Origin of the sequence: Variovorax flavidus (genome assembly GCF_030317145.1) — a bacterium.
GTDB classification, from domain to species: domain Bacteria; phylum Pseudomonadota; class Gammaproteobacteria; order Burkholderiales; family Burkholderiaceae_C; genus Variovorax; species Variovorax flavidus.
This window is the reverse complement of record NZ_JASZYE010000003.1, coordinates 121,432-141,215: the sequence shown is the minus strand read 5'-3', so window position 1 is coordinate 141,215 and position 19,784 is coordinate 121,432. Positions and strand designations below refer to the sequence as shown.

Below are 19,784 nucleotides of genomic sequence, written 5' to 3'. Positions count from 1 at the left end.
GGCGTCAGCGTGCCGGCAGGCTCATGACCACGGTGCCGTCCCAGCGCACGCGCGACGAGTCACCTGTCGTTGCGGTGCCGGACGGGGCCGAGGATGGGGAAGGGGTGGTGCTCTGCGTGCTGCGCGTCAGGTGCACTTCGCGCGGCACGGCGCGCGCGTTGCTGCGAGCCTGTCCGAACCATTGGGCGAGCGCGTCCGCCGGTGCGGCGCGCAGCGCGATGGTCACGCCCTCGCCGGCGCCCGCGGCTTGCATCTGGGCGTTGGGCCCGAGGTTCTGGCGAACCGAGGTCTCGAGACCGCGCATGGCGTCTTCCCGGTTCGCGCGCGGCTGGGATTGCAGCGCCTTGGCCTGCGTTTGCAGGCTGGTCATCCGCTGCAGTTGGGCATCGAGCTGCGCGTGTTCGGCCGGGGCCGACGACAGCGTGCGCAACGCCGGGGCCAATGCAAGCCACCAGAACAGCGCCAGCACGACGAGCGTGCCGGCGATGGCGACCATGCGTTGCTCGCGCGGTTCCAGTGCGAGCCACCAGGCCTGCCGGCGCGCCTGGAGCGATTGGAGCGCCTTCATCGCGTTGCCTCCGTTGCCTGCACCAGCAGCAGGTCGCCCTCGCTGCGGGCGCTGTAGCCGCGCGATGCCATGGCGGTGGTCACGCTGCCGAGCTCCGCCGCTTGCAGGCCGAGGCCGCGCAATCGCAGCTGGCCGGCGCTGAAGTCGATCGCTGTGGGCGCGCGCCCTCGCGGGAGGCTCGCGGCCAGTGCGCCGAGCATGGGTTCGAAATCGCCGGCAGTGACGCCACCGGTCGCCTGCTGCAATGCGGCGACTTCGCGCTGCATCTGGACGGGCGCGTCGACCACCAGTTGCACCGAGGGGAATGTCTGCGTGAGCACGTTGCGCATCGCATTGCGCTTGGCGTCGAGCGCGTTGCGCTCTTTCCAGGCCCACGCATTGAGGCCGACGAGCTGCGCGAGCACCAGGACCGCGGCGCCCCAACGAGCGGCGCGCCACTGCGGCCCGTGCCACAGCGCCCGCGAGATGGCGACGAACTTCTTGCTCGCGCGGGCGCGGCCGGTGGACGCGAGATCGAACTGGGCGAGATCCCACGGCGACTCGCTGGCCCGGAGCCAGCGTTCCGCGGGCTTGACGATCGGCACGCGATAGCCGAGCACGCTTTCCGCCAGTTCGGCGACCGCGGGTTCGGCCAGCGCGGTGGTGTCGGCGGGCAGGTTGCCGGCCAGCGCAAGTCCGCCACTGTCGAGCGGCAGCATCGCGACCCCGTCCGTGCCGCAAACCACGCAGAGCGCCGCGCCAGGCTCGCCGATGGCGAAAACCATCGTTGGCGCGCCGGACGGCTGGGGCGCGAACTCGGGAATGATCCGCGTGACGCGGCGGCCCGCGCCTTCCAGTGCCTGCACGGCGCTGCGCAGCCAGATGCGATTGCACGCGGCCACCCACACCGGAACGCCGACGCGGGCCCCGGGCTCCAGCGCGAAGTGCAGGGACTCGGGATCGTCGAGCAGGCGGTCCTCGAGCAGGCCGCTGAGCACCGAGCGAAGGCGCACCGCGCCGCTCATGCTGCCCTGCGGCAAGGTGACCTGGTGCCATGAGAGCGCGGCAGCGGGCACGCCAAGGATGACTTCATCGCTCGATGGCAGGAGCGCAGGCGCCGCGCTTCCCTGTGAACGCAGCTTGCGGCCGTCGCTGGACCACATCGCCCAGCCGTATTCGGCGGCAGCCGAACCGGGTGTGAGAGGAATGGTTACAAGCAGCAAGGCCATGGAGAAAACGAAAGGATCAGTATTGTAGGAGTGGGGTCATCGCAGGCGCTACAGATTTGATAGCGTGTGATGCAGAGGCTACGGGCGCTGCGCTAATTCTTGATCCAAAGGGTTTCGTTGCTCACGGGTTCAGGGGTTTGGGTGCTGCCACCGTGGCGCCTGCGCCACGCTCCCGCCAGACGATTCGGACGTCGATGCCGTCCCGACGCAACAGCGTCTGCTCGTCCACCCAGGCGCTTTCGAGGCGCAGCCGGGCATGGACTTCGAAATAGCTGGTGACGATGCTGTGCTGGTCCTCGGCAAACTGCGCCGAGTTTTGCTGGATCAGCGCATTGGCGTCGGCGAGGGTGCGGAAATAGCCCCGCGCCTTTCGCTGCTCGACCACCCGCTTGGCGCTCGCGAGATCCAGCTTCGGGACGCTGGCAAAGATGGCTTCGGCGCTGGCTGTGTTGATGTTCAGCTTCGTGGCGGTGCCCACGGGCAGGACGGTGACATAGGGTTCCAGCGCCGCTGCGGTCGTCGGTGACACGCCCAGCCAGACCAATTGGGCGGTGTGCTGCGGTATCAGGGGGCCGGTGGCCGATGCGGACGTGTCGGTTTCCGCCGATGCCGTGGGCACCGGCGTGACGAGCGTCGCGCCCGTGGTTCCCGTTGTGCCTGTGGTTCCCGTCGTTCCGGTCGTGGGCGCCACGCTCGCCGTGGCCGGGAGCGCCTGTTGAAGGCTCCTCACCATCAACGGGACTTCCTGTGCGGGCAGGCCGAGCAGTTGGAAGAGCTTCTCGAAGGCCTTGACCGACGCGTCGACCGGCTTGCCGCTTGCCACCAGGTTCATCACGTTGAGCTTGGATTGGGCGTCGATGATGCGACCCGAGAGAAAGGCGTCCGGCAGCCCCTCGAGCGCGTCGCTGGCGATGTTCTTGTCGGCCGCGAGGAAGCTGGTCAGCTTGGCTTCTTCCAGCGGGATGGCCCACGGTTCGGCCAGATGATCGGCCGCGTTGGTGGGAGTGGCGGCGCGGGCGTCCTCCCGCAGGATCAGCCGGGACCAGTCGAGCGCCCCGAGCAGGATCCAGCCCGATTGCACCCGTGCCCGCTCGGCCCCTTCGATTTCCGTCGCGCGCCATTGCTGCCAGAGCGCCGCCGCCGCGAAGGTCGCGACCAGCGTGACGGTGAGCATGGCGGCAAGCAGCGCGGCGCCGAGTTGACGCGCGCCAGCCGGAATGGGCGTCCGGCGCTTCATGTCTTGGGCACCGTCAACGAGGGCCGCACCCAGTCGCGCGTGATCACGCCCGCGAGCGCCGGCCCCGGCGGCAGGCTCAGGACCAGCCGCACCCCGTCCGGCACGGGCGTGGTTCCCAGGGCTTCGGCGCTGACGGCGGGCGACCAGTTGTCGCTGCGGAAGTAGTAGATCTGCCAGCCGTCGGCCGGCATCAGGTCGACCTCCGCGTCGTGGGCCTCGTTGCTGCCGTTCTCCGCCCAGGCGGCGGCACGGTCCCAGGCCTGCTGCCACTCGGCGCGCGTGGTGAAGCCGGGCGACTGCCAACGGCGCCAGTGCGTGCCGGCGGCAGCGTCGGTGCGCAAGGTCCAGGCCACCACGTAGACGCGCGGCGTGCCGCCGTCGGTGCTGCGCCGGGTGAGCCGAAACACGCGGCCGTTCCAGTCCATGGCGCGGGTCTGCGACAGCGCCACGGTGGCGTCGAGATCGGCGCCCCATTGCGTCAGCGTGGTCTGCAGCGTGAGCACGGCGTCGCCGCGCTCGCGGTTCTGGGCCTGCGCGCGCGCCATGCCGTCGAGGCCGCGCCAACTCATGATCGCGAGCAGCGCCATGACCGAGATCGCGACCAGCAACTCGATCAGTGTGAAGCCGCGCGACCTGCGCATCAGTAGCGCCCCACCACGGTGGAAAGCCGCAGCACCGGCGCCTCGTCGGCATCGCGAACCTGCACGTCGACGCGGCGGAAGTTGGGGTTCAACGTCGGCGTGGTCGAGACCGTGACGCCAAAGCTCACATTGGCCTGGGTGCAGACCAGGCCCGCATCGCCGACAGCGGGGAGTTGCCGCGCCAGGCGGGCCTTGATGAGTTCGTTCTCCGCGCACATCTGGGCCAGCATCACGTCGGACTGGCGTTGGGCGTTGCGCGTGAGCGCCATCGTCGCCTGCGTGCCCGCCATCAGCGCAATGGCGACGATGCCCAGGGCGACCAGCACCTCGATCAGCGTGAAGCCGAGCATGGGGCTGCGGCGCCGCTGCTTCACGGCGAAACCACCGCAAAGGGACGCAGCCCGTCGGTGCCGATGCGCAGGCTGCGGCTCGGCGAGCCGTCGGACGTGATCAGCACCTGTTGCGCCGCGATGATCGGATCGGGCCCCAGTTGCAGTGCAGGCACGGCAACGCCGTCTGCGCTCATCGGCTGGGCCGTGATGCCGTCGGCGAGCCATGCGGTTGGGAGAGAGTTGGATGGCAGTCCATCGAAGCTGAAATTGCCGGGCCCGTCGGGCGTGGGGCGCCAGCGGACCGCGACCCCGGCAGCGCGCGATTGCGCGCGGGCGGCCTCGAGCAGGGCTGCGAGCCGCTCGGCCTCGCGGTCGAGCGTGGCCTGGCCGGAATCACGCATCGCCATTCCGACCCCGGCCGTGGCCAGGGCAATGATGGCGATGACGACCAGCAGTTCGAGCAGCGTGAACCCGCCAGTCCTGCGGCGAGCGCTTTCGGAGAGACGGCAGCGCGCCTTACTGCCAGCTGCCGATGTCGGCATTCTTGCCTTCGCCGCCAGGCTGGCCGTCGGCGCCGAGCGAAAGCACATCGATCTCGCCCTTGATGCCCGGGTTCATGTACTGGTAGGGACGGCCCCACGGGTCGTTCGGGAGCTTTTCGACGTAAGGCTTCCAGTTGGGGGCTGCCGGGCCGTTCGTCGGCCGCGTGAGCAGCGCCTGCAGGCCCTGTTCGGCCGTGGGGTAGCGCTGGTTGTCGAGCCGGTAGAGCTTGAGCGCCTGCATCAGGTTGTTGACGTCGGTCTTGGCCGCCGTCACGCGGGCGTCGTCCGCGCGCTCGATGACGTTCGGCACGATCAGCGCGGCGAGCACGCCGATGATCACCAGGACGACCATCAGCTCGATCAGGGTGAAGCCGCGTTGGATCGCGCGCGAAAGAGAACGGTGAGAAAGGGGCATGAAGATGTGGTGAGAGCGTCGGGGAGGCAGCACGTGCCGCGTTCACTGAATGATAATCCGGCCCCATGTCAGTTCCCTACGCTCCTGCCCGCTGGCCCGTGGCCACGGCGACCACTGGTCTCTGGGCGCTTGCGGCCGCGAGCATCGTGTTCTGGGGACTGAGGCTGGCCGCACCATCGGACGCCATCGCGCCGCCCGCTGTGGCCACGCCTCAGGCGGCCGCCGATCCGGCCGCGGTCGCCCAGTTGCTGGGTGCCGTGCCGACTCAGGCCGCGGTGGTGGCCGCGCCCGAAGCCGCGAGCCGCTTCGCGCTGCTCGGCGTGGTGGCGGACAGCGACGGGCAAGGCGCGGCGCTCATTGCCGTAGACGGCAAGCCGGCGAAGCCGTTCCGTGTGGGCGCCAAGGTCGAGGAAGGCTATGTGCTCCAGTCGGTCACGACGCGTGCCGCGTCCTTCGGTGCCAGTGCGAATTCGGCGTTGGCTTTCACCTTGCAGTTGCCGACGCGGCCGTTGGCGGTGATGACGCCGCCCGCCTTGTCTTCGCCGCCTCCCGTCATTGCGCCCGCCGCGCCTGGCGCGCCCGTCGCCCCGGTTCGATAAGGGTCTTCAGGCCTGCAGGAACAGCCGGTACGCCGGGTTGGCGGTCTCTTCCACGAAGGGATAGCCCAGCGCCTGGAGGAATTCGTCGAAGGCCTCGTTGTCCGCGCCTGGCACCTGCAGTCCGACGAGGATGCGTCCGTAGTCGGCGCCCTGGTTCCGGTAGTGAAAGAGACTGATGTTCCAGTTGGGCCGCAACAGGCTCAGGAACTTCAGCAGCGCACCAGGACGCTCCGGGAATACGAAGCGCAGCAGGCGTTCGTCCTTCGCGAGGCCGGTGCGGCCGCCGACCAGATGGCGGATGTGCTCCTTGGCGAGTTCGTCGTGCGTGAGGTCGATGGCGCCGAAACCGTGCGCAACAAAGGTGTCTGCGATCGTCTTCGATTCGCCTCGCGTGGTCGTCGTCAGGCCGACGAAGACGTGGGCCTCCTTCGAATCGCTGATCCGGTAGTTGAACTCCGTCACGTTGCGCGATGCGCCCGGCAACTGGCCGACCAGCTCGCAGAAGCGCCGGAAGCTGCCCCGCTCCTCGGGGATCGTCACGGCGAACAGCCCCTCGCGTTCCTCGCCCACCTCGGCCCGCTCTGCGACGAAGCGGAGGCGGTCGAAATTCATGTTCGCGCCGCAGAGGATGGCCGCGTAGGTTTCGCCGCGCGTGCCACGCTCCTCGACATACTGCTTGATCGCAGCCACGGCGAGCGCACCCGCGGGTTCGACGATGCTGCGCGTGTCGATGAACACATCCTTGATGCCGGCGCAGACCGCGTCGGTGTCGACCGTGATGAACTCGTCCACCAGGTCGCTCGCGATGCGGAAGGTTTCCTCGCCGACCAGCTTGACAGCAGTGCCGTCAGAGAAGAGGCCGACATCGGGCAGCGTCACCCGCTCATGGGCCGCGACCGACTGCATCATCGCGTCCGAATCGTTCATCTGCACGCCGATGACCTTGATCTCGGGGCGCACGGCCTTGATGTAGTTGGCCACGCCGGAAATCAATCCGCCCCCGCCGATGGCGACGAAAACGGCGTCCAGCGGCCCTTGGTGCTGGCGGAGGATCTCCATCGCGATGGTGCCTTGGCCGGCGATCACATCCGGGTCGTCGAAGGGGTGGACAAAGGTCAGCCCGTGCTGCTTTTGCTGCTCGACCGCATACGCATACGCGTCCGAATAGCTGTCGCCGTGCAGATGCACTTCGCCGCCGAGGGCGCGAACGGCATCGACCTTCAGTTGGGGCGTGGTGACGGGCATCACGACGACCGCGCGGACACCCAGCTTGTGGGCGCTGAGGGCCACGCCCTGGGCATGGTTGCCGGCCGACGCGCAGATCACGCCTTTCGTGAGCTGTTCTTCGCTCAGTTGCACCATCTTGTTGTACGCGCCACGCAGCTTGAAGCTGAAGACGGGTTGCTGGTCCTCGCGCTTGAGCAGCACGGTGTTGCCGAGCCTTGCGCTCAGCGCGCGCGCCGGCTCGAGGGCCGATTCCACCGCCACGTCGTAGACGCGCGCGGTGAGGATTTTCTTCAGGTAGTCGGCGGGAGTGAGAGGCGTGGTCGGCGTGGACATAGGGCCGCGATCATAGGCCGGCCGATGCAGGGGCTGGAGCCGCCAAGAAAAAAGCCCCGGGCCTTGCGGCTCGGGGCTAAATCCACCAATTGGGAGGGTGGAGGAGACAACCTGCGCACACGTGTCGGTGTGCAATGAAATAAAGTATATCGACTGTTTGTTGCATTGCAACAAGCGAGTGGCGCTTTTCGAACACTAAATCACGCCGATGAGAGTTTTTGACCTCCATCGCGCGTCCTGGAGTCAGCAAAGATGGAATGCACAGTGAGTTGGACCGGCAACACCGGCACGCGGTCGGCGATGGGATTCGTCGCCGAAACCGGCACGGGCCATGTCCTCATGATGGATGGAGCGCCCGACAGCGCAAAGCCCGAGAACGGCGGGCAGAACCTCGCCGCCCGCCCGATGGAAACCCTGTTGGCGGGCACCGGCGGGTGCACGGCCTACGACGTGGTGCTCATCCTGAAGCGCGGACGCCACAAGGTGGAGCGTTGCAGTGTCAAGCTGACCAGCGAACGCGCCGAAAAGGACCCCAAGGTCTTTACAAAGATCCACATGCATTTCACTGTGGCGGGCAAAGGCATTCCGACAGCGGCCGTCGAACGGGCGATCGCGTTGAGCCACGACACCTATTGCTCGGCCAGCGTCATGCTGGCCAAGACCGCAGAAATCACGACCAGTTTCGACCTGATCGAGGCTTGATCGCGCCTGTCGTGCGCTCGCTCAGATGCGGTGAGCGACGGTCGTCATCACCCGGGAGGCCATGCGCATCATGGCTTTCGCGGGGGCCGGGAGTTCCGTCGCGCCCGCACTCCACGCCTGCGCGGCGTGGCGCGCCTCGTCGAGTTTCATCTGGTTGATGACAGCCCGCGATGCGGTGTCGCCTGCCGGCAATCGGTCGAGGTGACCATCGAGGTGGGCCTCCACCTGGCGCTCCGTCTCGGCGACGAAGCCGAGGCTCAATGAATCCCCCAGCCGGCCAGCGACGAGGCCCAGGCCGAATGCGCCCAGGTACCAGACTGGATTCAGGACCGACGGATGAGCGCCCAGTTCATCAAGCCGTTGCTGCGTCCAGGCCAGGTGATCGGTTTCCTCGCGCGCCGCGTCGCTGAAGTGCATCCGCAGCGCCGGATCCCGGGTGACGGCCGCCTGGGCCGTATACAACGCCTGGGCGCAGACCTCTCCAACGTGGTTCACGCGCATCAGGGCCCCCGCTTCCCGCCGTTCGGCATCGCTCAGCGCGCTTGCCGGAGTTGCGGGCGCAGGGGCATCCCTTGTTGCATGCGGCTTGGCGAACAGTGTGCGCAGCGCCGCGTCTGCCACTGCCAGGACGGAGTCGAGAGATGGGGTCATGGCCCGATTGGACCCGAAACACAGAAAGTCACAACTCCTCGGGGCCCAATCCTTTCACATCGTGGTGTCGCAAAACCCCCAGAACTTTTGTTGCACTACTGCAACGAAACGCGCTGGACACCCGTGTTTTCGGGCGAATTGTTTTGCCCTGGCGAACCGGCTCTGGTGCAATAGCGACAACTTCCCAAAAGGAGGTTGGCCCGGGGTCCGGTGGGAGCACAAAAGTGCCAGTCACGGTGAGCCCTTCGCACCGGAGCCCTATGTTTAACCTTGGAGAAACTTGCAATGAAAAAATCTCTAGTTGCCCTGGCTGCTCTGGCTGTCGCCGGCGTCGCCTCGGCTCAGTCGTCTGTCACGTTGTTCGGCGTGGTTGACGCCGCTGTCAGCGGCTATTCCAACAAGACGGAAGATGTCTTCGGCAACAGCGTTACGACCAAGCGCACCGCGCTGTCGAACTCGGGCTACAACTCCAGCCGTCTGGGCTTCCGTGGTACGGAAGACCTCGGCGGTGGCCTGGCAGCCAGCTTCTGGCTCGAAGCCGGTATCAACAACGACGACGGCACCGGCCAGACCATCACTGGCCTTGGCCCGACCGCCACGGGTGGTGGTGGCCTGACGTTCAACCGTCGTGCAACCGTGAGCCTGTCGGGTGCATTCGGTGAAGTCCGCCTCGGTCGCGACTACACCCCGACGTTCTGGAACGACACCGTGTTCGATCCGTTCGGCACCAACGGCGTGGGTACCAACCTGATCTCGACGGCCAACGGCTACGCCAGCGGCAACATCGCGAACAGCGGCTTCACGATCAACAACCAATACGTGCGTTCCAGCAACTCGATCGGCTACTTCCTGCCGCCGAACCTGGGTGGCTTCTACGGTCAGTTCATGTACGCCTTCAACGAGAAGGCTAGCCTGGATCCGGGCGTGCTGGTGCAGACCGGCGTGAACCCCGTGACCGGCGCCGCTGTTCCTGGCCCTGGCGTTGCGTTCAATGACTCGCGCACCGGCCGCTACATCGGTGGTCGCGTTGGCTACGCCAACGGTCCTCTGGACGTCGCGCTCTCCTACGCTGAAACCACGCTGGCCAGCAACTTCGTCAACGGCACCACGAGCAAGCTGGATTCGGGCAGCATCGGCGCTTCGTACGACTTCGGCGTCGTGAAGCTCTTCGGTGAATACTCGAAGGCTGACACCAAGATCCAATCGTCGGCTCCGTTCCCGACCACCGTTGCTGGCGCACTCGGCTTCCGTGAGCCCGGCGCTGACGGCTGGCTGGTTGGCGTGACCGTGCCGGTTGGCCCTGGCCTGATCCGCGCTGCGTACTCCGCTGTCGACTACAAGAACACGACCCCGGCTAACCAATTCTTTGGTCTGCCTGAGCCGAAGGCCAGCAAGTGGGCCCTGGGCTACGTGCACAACCTGTCGAAGCGCACCGCTCTGTACGCAACGGTCGCCTACATCGACAACAAGAATGGTGCTGACCTGACCATCGGCGGCAGCCCCGAGTACTTCGGCAATGCTCCGGCAGTCATCAACGTGAACCCGGTCACCGGTGTTGGCACGCCCAACCCCCTGGCAGTGCCGAGCCTGACCCCGAAGAGCTCGATGGGCTACGACTTCGGTATCCGTCACGCTTTCTGATCTGACGCTGGCGTAAGCCAGCTTCAAGGGAAGTTCTTGAAAGCCATCCGATGCAAGTCGGATGGCTTTTTTTCTTTGGGTGACCGATGTGGTGCCCCCGGGGAACTCCCGCATGGGCACGTACTTTGCTCTGCTAGCATCATTGAAAACTTTGTTTCCTGAATGATCGCTTTCGTACTGCGTCGCCTGATCCAAGCCGTGATAGTGATGGTCGCGGTTGCCTTCATCGCCTTTCTTCTCTTCCAGTACGTGGGTGATCCGGTGGTGTTCCTGCTCGGCCAGGACGCAAGGCCAGAGCAGATCCGAGAGCTTCGTGAGAGCCTCGGACTCGACAAGCCCTTCTTCGTGCAGTTCTGGCACTTCCTCGTGAATGCCGCGCAAGGCGAGTTCGGTCTCAGCTTGCGGCAAGGTGCGAAGGTGTCGCGCCTGATTGGCGAACGCTTCCCCGCCACGCTCGAACTTGCGTTGGTCGCAGCCGTGCTCGCGTTGGCCATCGGCATTCCGATGGGCGTCTACACGGCGCTGCGGCGCGGCAGCTTCATGAGCCAGGTGTTCATGACGATCTCCCTGCTCGGCGTCTCATTGCCCACCTTCCTGATCGGCATCCTGCTGATCCTCGTCTTCGCCGTGCTGCTCGGCTGGTTCCCCAGCTTCGGACGCGGCGACACCGTGCAGTTCGGCTGGTGGAGCACGGGCCTGCTGAAGGCCGACGGCTGGCTTCACATCGTGTTGCCCGCAGTCACGCTTGCCATCTTTCAACTCACATTGATCATGCGGCTCGTGCGAGCGGAGATGCTCGAAGTGCTGCGCACCGACTACATCAAGTTCGCTCGCGCACGCGGCCTTTCGGATCGCGCAATCCATTTCGGACACGCACTCAAGAACACATTGGTGCCCGTCATGACGATCACCGGCCTCCAGCTCGGCGGCCTGATCGCATTCGCGATCATCACGGAATCGGTGTTCCAGTGGCCCGGCATGGGCCTGCTGTTCATCCAGGCCGTGACCTTTGCCGACATCCCCGTGATGGCGGCTTATCTGTGCCTGATCGCACTCATCTTTGTTGTCATCAATCTCGTGGTCGATCTGCTCTATTTCGTCGTCGACCCGCGGTTGCGTATTGGCAACGCTGGAGGTCACTGATGACTGAGCCTCGTCTGCAAGCGGCGGGGAGGGCGTTCGCCCACATCGCCCGCTTCTATCCCGAAATCACCGCATTCCGTCGCGACCTGCACGCGCATCCCGAACTCGGCTTCGAAGAGGTCTACACCTCTGGCCGCGTGCAGGAGGCGTTGAGGGCCTGCGGCGTCGACGAGATCCACTCCGGCATCGGCAAGACCGGTGTGGTGGGCGTGATTCGCGGCGCTTCGACGGCAAGCGGTCGCATGATGGGCCTGCGCGCCGACATGGATGCCTTGCCCATGTGCGAGGACAACGACTTCCCCTGGCGCTCGGCCAAGAACGGCCTGATGCACGGTTGCGGTCACGACGGCCACACCGCCATGCTCGTCGGCGCCGCGCGCTATCTCGCGGAAACCCGCAACTTCGATGGCACTGCGGTCTTGATCTTCCAGCCGGGCGAAGAAGGCTTTGCCGGTGCGCGCGTGATGATCGAGGACGGCCTCTTCGACCGCTTTCCGGTCGATTCGGTCTATGCCATGCACAACTGGCCGGGCATGCCGGCCGGCACGGTGGGCATCAATCGCGGCGCGATGATGGCCGCGGCCGATCGCATCACGATCGAAGTCACCGGCAAGGGCGGGCACGGCGCGCATGCCTATCTGACGGTCGATCCCGTTGTGGTGTCCGCGCACATCATCACCGCGGTGCAGAGCATCGTGTCGCGCAACGTGCGGCCGATCGATGCCGCCGTGATCAGCATCTGCGCAGTGAGCGCGGGCGACCTGGGCGCGATGAGCGTCGTGCCGGGCAAGGCCACGCTGGTCGGCACGGTGCGCACGTTCAGCTCCAGGGTGCAGGAGCAGGTCGAGCGCCGATTGGCGGAGCTGTGCGCCGCAGTCGCTTCCGGATTCGGTGCCACGGCCCAGGTCAAGTTCGAGAGGATCTACCCCGCGACCATCAACACCGCGCCGGAGGCCGTGTTTGCCGGCGATGTCGCGCAGTCGCTGGTGGGCGCGCACAACGTCGAGCGCAACATGGAGCCGAGCATGGGCGCGGAAGACTTTTCCTTCATGCTGCAGAAGAAGGCGGGCGCCTATCTGCGCATCGGCCAGGACGCCAGGGGCGGCGCTTTCCTGCACAACAGCCGGTACGACTTCAACGACGAGATCCTGCCGCTCGGCGCCGCGTTGCATGCGGGCCTGATCGAGCAGGGCATGCCGCTGGCCACCGTGGCCGAGAAACCCAAAAACAAGATCGCTTCGACAGCGTCTTGAGTCTTTCCAACCCCGAGGAGTGCTTTCCCATGAGTCTGAAGAAAAGTTTGGTTGCTGCAGCGGTTCTTTCCGTCCTGGCGGCCACGAGCTTGATGGCCGGTGCGCAAACCATTCGCATTGCAAACCAGGGCGATGCACTCTCTCTGGATCCGCACTCGCTCAATGAGACGCTCCAACTGAGCACGACCGCCAACGTCTACGAGATGCTGGTGGGACGCAACAAGGACCTGACCCTGGCACCGTTGCTCGCCACGAGCTGGAAGCAGACATCGCCCACGGTCTGGCGCTTCGAGCTGCGCAAGGGCGTGCAGTTCCACGACGGCACGCCGTTCTCGGCGGATGACGTGGTGTTCAGCTTCAAGCGCGCGGCGGGCGAGGGCTCGGACATGCAGGGCGCCACCACCGACATAAAGGAAGTCCGCAAGGTGGGCGATCTCGCGGTCGAGATCGAAACGCGCGGCCCGTTTCCGATTCTCCCCGACGTGATCTCGCAGCTGATGATCATGAGCAAGAAGTGGTGCGAGGAGAACCAGGCGACACGGCCGGTCGATCGCCGCAAGGGCATCGAGAACACCGCGTCGTTCAAGGCCAACGGCACCGGACCGTTCCGCGTGCGTGAGCGCCAGCCCAATGTGCGCACGGTCTTTGTTCGCAACAACAACTACTGGGGCAAGATCGAAGGCAACGTCCAGGAAGTCATCTTCACGCCGATCGCCAATCCTGCGACGCGTGTGGCCGCCCTGATTTCCGGCGAGGTCGAAGTGATGGAGCCGGTGCCGGTGCAGGACGTCGCACGCGTCAATGCGAGCCCGAACGCACGTGTCATCGCCGGCCCGGAACTGCGGACCATCTTCCTGGGCATGGACCAGAAGCGCGACGAGCTGCTGTACTCCAGCGTGAAGGGAAAGAACCCGTTCAAGGACAAGCGCGTCCGCCAGGCCTTCTATCAGGCGATCGACATCACAGGCATCCAGCGAACCGTGATGCGCGGCGCCTCGCGTCCCACCGCGCTGCTGGTGGGTCCGGGCATCAATGGCTGGACGGCCGAGCAGGACAAGCGGCTGCCCTACGACGTCGAGGCGGCGAAGAAGCTGTTGGCCGATGCGGGCTACCCCAACGGCTTCGAAGTGACGATGAACTGCCCGAACGACCGCTACGTCAACGATGGCCAGATTTGCCAGAGCGTGGCGGCCAGCCTCGCGAAGATCGGCGTCAAGATCAATCTCGCGGCCGAGACCAAGGGCACCTACTTCCCGAAGGTCCTCCGCCGCGACACCAGCTTCTACCTGCTCGGCTGGACGCCGACCACGTATGACTCGCACAACGCGCTCAGTTCGCTCGCCGCTTGCGTCGACGACAAGGGAACCGGCCAGTTCAACCTCGGCGCCTACTGCAATCCCAAGGTGGACGAACTGACCAAGAAGATCCAGTCCGAGACCGACAAGCCCAAGCGCGACGCGATGATCAAGGAAGCCTTCGCGATCCACGCTGATGACGTGGGCCACTTGCCGCTGCACCAGCAGTCGCTGGCGTGGGGCGTGAGCAAGAAGGTCGAGCTGACTCAGCTCGCCGACAACTGGATGATGTTCAAGTGGATGAGCATCAAGCCTTGAGCGTGTGAGCACTGCTCACGCACTTCGTGTCGTCGCTGCCCCCGAACGGGGTGGCACGGCACGGGCCTGATCGCGCCATCTCTTCTTCACCCCGATGAAAAAAACCATAGCCCGCTGGCTTGACAGCGATGTCGGCCACAGCTTTCGCAGTTCGCCCGTCGCGATGCTGGCGGCCGCGGTCGCCTTCGTCTGCGTGTTCTGCGCCGTGTTCGCGGGATGGGTGTCGCCGCACAACCCTTTCGACCTCGCGACACTCGAACTCGGCGACGCTCGCCTTCCTCCGGCGTGGAGCGCCGAAGGCACGGCCAAGTACCTGCTCGGCACCGATGACCAGGGCCGGGACATCCTCTCGGCGGTGATCTACGGCGCACGCATCTCGCTGATCGTGGGGCTGGTGTCGGTCATCGTTTCGGTCTTCGTCGGCGTGCTCTTCGGATTGCTGGCGGGCTTCTGGGGCGGATGGCTCGATGCCTTCCTCATGCGCGTGTGCGACGTGATGCTGTCGTTCCCGCCGATCCTCGTGGCCCTGCTGATGGCGGGTGTCGGCCGGGCGCTGTTTCCGGATGCGCCCACCTCGGTGGCCTTCGGCGTGCTGATCATCTCGATATCGCTCACCGGCTGGGTCCAATACGCACGCACCGTGCGCGGGTCGACGCTGGTGGAGCGGAGCAGGGAGTACGTGCAGGCCGCTCGCGTGACCGGCGTATCGCCGTGGCGGATCATGATGCGCCACGTGCTGCCGAACGTGATGGGCCCGGTGCTGGTGCTGGCGACGATCCAGGTCGCGACAGCCATCATCACCGAAGCCACGCTGTCCTTCCTGGGCGTTGGCGTGCCCCCGACATCGCCGTCGCTGGGCACCTTGATCCGCGTCGGCAACGAATATCTGTTCTCCGGCGAATGGTGGATCACCGTGTTCCCCGGCGCGATGCTCGTGCTGATCGCACTGAGCGTGAACCTGCTGGGCGACTGGCTGCGCGACGCCCTCAACCCGCGACTGCGCTGAAGGCGGAACGTACCCATGAGCCTGCTTCAAGTCCAGAACCTGGTCGTCGAGTTTCCGAATCGCCGCGGCACACTGCGCGCGCTGGACGACATCTCCTTCGAGATCGCGCCGGGCGAGATCCTCGGCGTGGTCGGTGAATCGGGCGCGGGCAAGTCGCTGACCGGCGCCGCGATCATCGGCCTGCTCGAGCCACCCGGCCGCGTGGCCGGCGGGCAGATCGTGCTCGAGGGGCAGCGCATCGACAACCTCGGCCACGAGGCCATGCGTCACATTCGCGGACGCAAGATCGGCGCGATCTTCCAGGACCCGCTGACTTCGCTGAACCCGCTCTACACGATCGGGCGGCAACTGATCGAAACCATCCGCACGCACCTTCCCGTGACCGAGGCGGAGGCGCGCCGCCGCGCCATCGGACTGCTGGAGGACACCGGCATTCCGGCGGCCGCGCAGCGCATCGATCACTTTCCGCATCAGTTCTCCGGCGGCATGCGCCAGCGCGTCGTGATCGCACTCGCCCTCGCGGCCGAGCCGAAGCTCATCGTTGCCGACGAACCCACGACCGCGCTGGATGTGTCGATCCAGGCGCAGATCATCCAGTTGCTCAAGGGCATCTGCAAGGAGCATGGCGCCGCCGTGATGCTGATCACCCACGACATGGGCGTCATTGCCGAAACCTGTGACCGCGTGGCCGTGATGTACGCCGGCCGTGTGGCCGAGATCGGGCCGGTGCATGAGGTCATCCATCAGCCGGCCCATCCCTACACCTCGGGCCTGATGGCCTCCATCCCCGACATGACGATGGACCGCGAACGCCTCAACCAGATCGACGGCGCGATGCCGCGGCTCAATGCCATTCCCAAGGGATGCGCCTACAACCCGCGCTGTCCGCGCGTCTTCGACCACTGCCTGGTCGAGCGCCCGGACCTGCTCAACGCCGGTGCCACCCGGGCCGCCTGCTGGCTGCACGAAGCGCACACGGCCTCGCCGGCCTACGGAGGTGCGGCATGACGGCATTGGTGCAGGCACACGATCTCGCCAAGAGCTTCGACGTCTCGCCGCCCTGGCTCAACCGTGTGCTGGAGCGCAAGCCGCGCGTGCTGCTGAAGGCCGTCGACGGCGTGAGCTTCTCGATCGAACGCGGCAAGACGCTCGCGCTGGTGGGTGAATCCGGATGCGGCAAGAGCACCGTGGCGCGCCTGCTGGTGGGGCTGTACGACCCCACGCGCGGCGGGATGCAGTTCGATGGACAGGATGCGCACGCGGCGTTCAAGACCGCCGAGGGGCGCACGCTGCGCCGTCGCATCCAGATGATCTTCCAGGACCCGTATGCGAGCCTGAACCCGCGATGGATCGTCGAGGACATCGTCGGCGAGCCGCTGCGCGAGCACGGCATCCTGGGCAAGGGGCCCGAACTCAAGGCGCGCGTCGGCGACCTGCTGAAGTCGGTCGGCCTGAGTCCGCTGGACATGGTGAAGTACCCGCACCAGTTTTCCGGCGGCCAGCGCCAGCGCATTTCCATCGCGCGGGCCTTGGCGACGCAGCCCGAATTTCTCGTGTGCGACGAGCCGACCTCGGCGCTCGACGTGAGCGTGCAGGCGCAGGTGCTCAACATCATGAAGGACCTGCAGCGAGAGCAGGGCCTGACCTATCTCTTCATCTCGCACAACCTTGCGGTGGTGCGCCATGTCGCCGACCAGGTCGGCGTGATGTACCTGGGGCGCCTGGTCGAAGTGGCCGACAAGCACACGCTGTTCGACTCGCCGCAGCATCCCTACACGCGGATGCTGCTGGATGCCATTCCGCAGATGAAGCACACCGGGCGACGCCGCACGCCGGTGCAGGGCGAGGTGCCGAACCCGCTCAATCCGCCAACGGGCTGCACATTCCATCCGCGCTGCCCCCTGGCCAACGAGCGCTGCAAGGCCGAACGCCCGCAGTTGCAAATGCTGCGCGGCGTGCAGTTCGCCTGCCACGCCGTGGAGGAGGGAAGGGCCTAGCCCAGCCCCTCCGGGCTACTGTTCCTCGCCCCAGGCGTAGCCGTCGCGGGCGATCATCGCGCTCGACGCGCTAGGCCCCCACGTGCCTGCCGCATAGGGTCGCGGGGCGCCATCGGAGTTCCAGCTGTCGATGAGCGGCTCGACCCATCGCCATGCCTCTTCCTGCTCGTCGCTGCGCACGAACAGGTTGAGGCGGCCATCGATCACATCGAGCAGCAGGCGCTCGTAAGCGCCCACGCGTTCCGAGCCGAATCGCTTGTCGAAATCGAGGTCTAGCTGCACCGGCGCCAATTGCGGACCGGCGCGGCGATTGCCGTTGCGCTGGCGGTCGCCCTGCGCCTGCGCGAGCATGTGCAGTTCCAGGCCGTCCTTGGGCTGGAGGTTGATCACCAGCTTGTTGACCGCGTTCGCAGGCGCCCGGAAGATCGCATGCGGTGTCGGCTTGAAGTTCACTTCGATGCGCGCATCGCGCGACGCAAGGCGCTTGCCGGTGCGGATGTAGAGCGGCACGCCGGCCCATCGCCAGTTGGCGATCTCGGTGCGCAGTGCCACGAAAGTTTCGGTGCGGCTTTCCGGGTCCACGCCGGGCTCGTCGCGGTAGCCTTGCACGCGCTGGCCGTACGCCGTGCCTGAGGTGTACTGCCCGCGGATCGCATGCAGCCCGATGGATTCGGCCGTCCAGGGCTTCAGGGCGCGTAGCACCTTGAGCTTTTCGTCGCGAATGGCATCGGCGTGCGCATTGATCGGCGGCTCCATCCCGAGCGCGCAGACCAGTTGCAGCGCATGGTTCTGCACCATGTCGCGCAGGGCGCCGGTCTGGTCGTAGAAGGCACCGCGCTTCTCCACGCCCAGGTCCTCGGCGATGGTGATCTGGATGTTCGCGATGTGCTCACGGCGCCAGATCGGTTCGAAGAGCGCATTGCCGAAGCGCATCGCGAACAGGTTCTGCACCGATGGCTTGCCGAGGTAGTGGTCGATGCGAAACACCTGGTGCTCCGCGAGGACCTGGCACACGGCCTTGTTGATCGCCCGGTTCGAGGCCAGGTCGTGGCCCAGCGGCTTCTCGAGCACGACGCGCGTCTGCGGCCCGTTGAGGCCGGCCTTCGCGATCTGCTCGACGACCTGCGTGAAGAGCGCCGGCGCCGTGGCCAGGTACATCACCACCGTGCTGGCATCGCGCGCCTTCAGCACCTGGGCGAGTTTTTCATAGTCGCCCGGCTGCGACAGATCCATGCGCAGAAAGTACAGCAGCGACGCGAACTTCTTGAACTCTTCCGGCGTCGGCCGTTTGGCGCCCTCGACCGCCTCGAAGCGCGACTGGATCAGCTCGCGATAGGCGTCGTCGGAAAGTTCATCGCGAGCCACGCCGATGATGCGCCCGCCTTCGGGCAGGCTGCCGTGCCGGAACGCCTGGAACAGGGCGGGCATCAGCTTCCGCCATGCGAGATCACCGGTACCGCCAAAGAGGACGAGGTCGAAACTCATGGATACATCCGTATGGTTGTGAGGAGCGAGCATGAAGCTTGCCAGCGAATGGTACTTGTACCGATCTGGAGAGCCGCGCCTCCGGGCTAAGCTGGCTGAAACTTGCGGCCAAGCTACACGTGCTTCGTGTCAAGAAAAAGGGAGGACCTCATTATTTGGAAAGGTCCTGGATGAAGAAGATTTTCAGCATGACGGTGATGGCTGCGTGGGTCGGCATGTCTGCCGGCGCTTCGGCCCAGACTGTCAACGTCATCTGTTCGGTCCAGGCCGACTGGTGCAACATGATCTCGACGGTGTACGCACGCACCACGGGCGTCAAGCTCAACATGGCGCTCAAGGGCTCGGGTGAGGCACTTGCGCAACTGATCGCAGAAAAGGACAACCCCAAGACCGACGTCTGGTTCGGCGGCACCGGCGATCCGCACCTGCAGGCGGCCGAGTCGGGCCTCACGCTCGAATACAAGTCGCCGACCCTGCCCCAGCTCTATCCGTGGGCCCAGCAGCAGGCCCAGCAATCGGGCTACAAGACGGTCGGCATCTACTCGGGGCCGCTGGGCTTCGCCTACAACACTGAACTCATCCAGAAGAAGAAGCTCGGCGTGCCGCGCAGTTGGGCCGATCTTCTGAAGGCCGAATACAAGGGCGACATCCAGGTGGCGAACCCGGCGTCGAGCGGCACGGCCTACACGATGATCGCGACGCTGGTGCAGCTGATGGGCGAGGACAAGGCCTTCGAGTACCTCAAGGGCCTGCATCGCAACGTCGGCCAGTACACGCGCTCCGGCACCGGCCCGATCAAGGCGGTCGCGCGTGGCGAGACGGCCGTGTCGATCAGCTTCGTACACGACGCGCCGCAGGAAAGGATGCAAGGCTTCCCGGTCGAGACCACGACGCCTTCGGAAGGCACGGGCGCCGAGATCGGTTCCATGAGCATCGTCAAGGGTGCGCGCAACCTCGAGCAAGCGAAGAAGTTCTACGAATGGGCGCTCACGCCGCAGGCGCAGACCTTCGGGGCCGCGGCCAAGCAGTACCAACTGCCTTCGAACAAGGCGACGCCGGTGGACCCGAACGTGCCGGACTTCAAGAAGATCAAGATGATCAACTACGACTACGCCAAGTACGGCGCGAGTGCAGAGCGCCGGCGCCTGATCGCGCGCTGGGAGAAGGACGTCAACTCGCTGCCCCGCTAGC

At 65.9% G+C, this 19,784-nt stretch carries 20 protein-coding genes; 10 read left to right on the top strand and 10 right to left on the bottom strand.

The window, feature by feature from the left end; translation table 11 throughout:
• Positions 1 to 4: 4 nt before the first annotated feature.
• From QTH90_RS15965 to gspG, 7 genes are all read right to left on the bottom strand, one after another.
• Entirely contained in the window at positions 5 to 568 is a 564-nt protein-coding gene (locus QTH90_RS15965; RefSeq protein ID WP_286665546.1) for a type II secretion system protein M, read from the bottom strand.
• Positions 565 to 1,776 (bottom strand): type II secretion system protein GspL, encoded by a 1,212-nt coding sequence (gene gspL, locus QTH90_RS15960; protein ID WP_286665545.1) that lies wholly within the window; start codon positions 1,774 to 1,776, stop codon positions 565 to 567. Before gspL ends, QTH90_RS15965 begins: the two co-directional genes overlap by 4 nt.
• 121 nt (positions 1,777 to 1,897) lie before the next feature.
• Positions 1,898 to 3,013, bottom strand: a complete 1,116-nt coding sequence (gspK, locus tag QTH90_RS15955) for a type II secretion system minor pseudopilin GspK (RefSeq protein WP_286665544.1) — start codon at positions 3,011 to 3,013, stop codon at positions 1,898 to 1,900.
• Positions 3,010 to 3,654, bottom strand: coding sequence for a PulJ/GspJ family protein (locus QTH90_RS15950; RefSeq protein ID WP_286665543.1), 645 nt, complete (start codon positions 3,652 to 3,654; stop codon positions 3,010 to 3,012). The genes gspK and QTH90_RS15950 overlap by 4 nt, the downstream gene beginning before the upstream one ends.
• On the bottom strand, positions 3,654 to 4,004 hold the full coding sequence (gene gspI, locus QTH90_RS15945) for a type II secretion system minor pseudopilin GspI (protein ID WP_286666271.1): 351 nt from the start codon (positions 4,002 to 4,004) through the stop codon (positions 3,654 to 3,656). The genes QTH90_RS15950 and gspI overlap by 1 nt, the downstream gene beginning before the upstream one ends.
• A 20-nt stretch (positions 4,005 to 4,024) precedes the next feature.
• On the bottom strand, positions 4,025 to 4,528 hold the full coding sequence (locus QTH90_RS15940) for a prepilin-type N-terminal cleavage/methylation domain-containing protein (RefSeq protein WP_286665542.1): 504 nt from the start codon (positions 4,526 to 4,528) through the stop codon (positions 4,025 to 4,027).
• The gene (gene gspG / locus QTH90_RS15935; RefSeq protein ID WP_286665541.1) at positions 4,503 to 4,943 is read right to left on the bottom strand and encodes a type II secretion system major pseudopilin GspG; all 441 of its coding nucleotides are present in this window, start codon (positions 4,941 to 4,943) and stop codon (positions 4,503 to 4,505) included. Before gspG ends, QTH90_RS15940 begins: the two co-directional genes overlap by 26 nt.
• Positions 4,944 to 5,008: 65 nt before the next feature.
• On the opposite strand from gspG, the gene QTH90_RS15930 reads away from it, so the two are divergent.
• Positions 5,009 to 5,542 (top strand): type II secretion system protein N, encoded by a 534-nt coding sequence (locus QTH90_RS15930; RefSeq protein WP_286665540.1) that lies wholly within the window; start codon positions 5,009 to 5,011, stop codon positions 5,540 to 5,542.
• 6 nt (positions 5,543 to 5,548) lie between these two features.
• Here the strand turns inward: QTH90_RS15930 and ilvA are convergent, their stop codons facing one another.
• Complete coding sequence (ilvA, locus tag QTH90_RS15925) at positions 5,549 to 7,102, bottom strand: threonine ammonia-lyase, biosynthetic (RefSeq protein WP_286665539.1); 1,554 nt, start codon at positions 7,100 to 7,102, stop codon at positions 5,549 to 5,551.
• A gap of 252 nt (positions 7,103 to 7,354) precedes the next feature.
• On the opposite strand from ilvA, the gene QTH90_RS15920 reads away from it, so the two are divergent.
• A complete protein-coding gene (locus QTH90_RS15920; RefSeq protein WP_286665538.1) occupies positions 7,355 to 7,804 on the top strand; it encodes an OsmC family protein in 450 nt (149 codons plus the stop codon).
• 21 nt (positions 7,805 to 7,825) lie between these two features.
• Here QTH90_RS15920 and coq7 read toward each other — a convergent pair whose 3' ends face one another.
• The gene (gene coq7, locus QTH90_RS15915) at positions 7,826 to 8,455 is read right to left on the bottom strand and encodes a 2-polyprenyl-3-methyl-6-methoxy-1,4-benzoquinone monooxygenase (RefSeq protein ID WP_286665537.1); all 630 of its coding nucleotides are present in this window, start codon (positions 8,453 to 8,455) and stop codon (positions 7,826 to 7,828) included.
• A 285-nt stretch (positions 8,456 to 8,740) separates the two neighbouring features.
• On the opposite strand from coq7, the gene QTH90_RS15910 reads away from it, so the two are divergent.
• From QTH90_RS15910 to QTH90_RS15880, 7 genes are all read left to right on the top strand, one after another.
• Complete coding sequence (locus tag QTH90_RS15910; protein ID WP_286665536.1) at positions 8,741 to 10,096, top strand: porin; 1,356 nt, start codon at positions 8,741 to 8,743, stop codon at positions 10,094 to 10,096.
• A 162-nt stretch (positions 10,097 to 10,258) separates the two neighbouring features.
• Positions 10,259 to 11,239 carry an ABC transporter permease gene (locus tag QTH90_RS15905; RefSeq protein ID WP_286665535.1) on the top strand — a complete coding sequence of 327 codons (981 nt, stop codon included), beginning with the start codon at positions 10,259 to 10,261 and terminating at the stop codon, positions 11,237 to 11,239.
• Positions 11,239 to 12,492, top strand: a complete 1,254-nt coding sequence (locus QTH90_RS15900) for a M20 aminoacylase family protein (protein WP_286665534.1) — start codon at positions 11,239 to 11,241, stop codon at positions 12,490 to 12,492. The genes QTH90_RS15905 and QTH90_RS15900 overlap by 1 nt, the downstream gene beginning before the upstream one ends.
• Before the next feature lie 29 nt (positions 12,493 to 12,521).
• Positions 12,522 to 14,105, top strand: a complete 1,584-nt coding sequence (locus QTH90_RS15895) for an ABC transporter substrate-binding protein (protein WP_286665533.1) — start codon at positions 12,522 to 12,524, stop codon at positions 14,103 to 14,105.
• A 94-nt stretch (positions 14,106 to 14,199) separates the two neighbouring features.
• Positions 14,200 to 15,111 carry an ABC transporter permease gene (locus QTH90_RS15890; protein WP_286665532.1) on the top strand — a complete coding sequence of 304 codons (912 nt, stop codon included), beginning with the start codon at positions 14,200 to 14,202 and terminating at the stop codon, positions 15,109 to 15,111.
• Between the two features lie 15 nt (positions 15,112 to 15,126).
• Positions 15,127 to 16,119, top strand: a complete 993-nt coding sequence (locus tag QTH90_RS15885) for an ABC transporter ATP-binding protein (RefSeq protein ID WP_286665531.1) — start codon at positions 15,127 to 15,129, stop codon at positions 16,117 to 16,119.
• Positions 16,116 to 17,108 (top strand): ABC transporter ATP-binding protein, encoded by a 993-nt coding sequence (locus QTH90_RS15880; protein ID WP_286665530.1) that lies wholly within the window; start codon positions 16,116 to 16,118, stop codon positions 17,106 to 17,108. The genes QTH90_RS15885 and QTH90_RS15880 overlap by 4 nt, the downstream gene beginning before the upstream one ends.
• A 15-nt stretch (positions 17,109 to 17,123) precedes the next feature.
• Here QTH90_RS15880 and zwf read toward each other — a convergent pair whose 3' ends face one another.
• Positions 17,124 to 18,593: a glucose-6-phosphate dehydrogenase gene (zwf, locus tag QTH90_RS15875; protein WP_286665529.1), complete on the bottom strand. Its 1,470-nt coding sequence runs from the start codon at positions 18,591 to 18,593 to the stop codon at positions 17,124 to 17,126.
• Between the two features lie 170 nt (positions 18,594 to 18,763).
• Between zwf and QTH90_RS15870 the strand changes: the two genes are divergently transcribed.
• Positions 18,764 to 19,783, top strand: coding sequence for an ABC transporter substrate-binding protein (locus QTH90_RS15870; protein ID WP_286665528.1), 1,020 nt, complete (start codon positions 18,764 to 18,766; stop codon positions 19,781 to 19,783).
• Position 19,784: the final 1 nt, after the last annotated feature.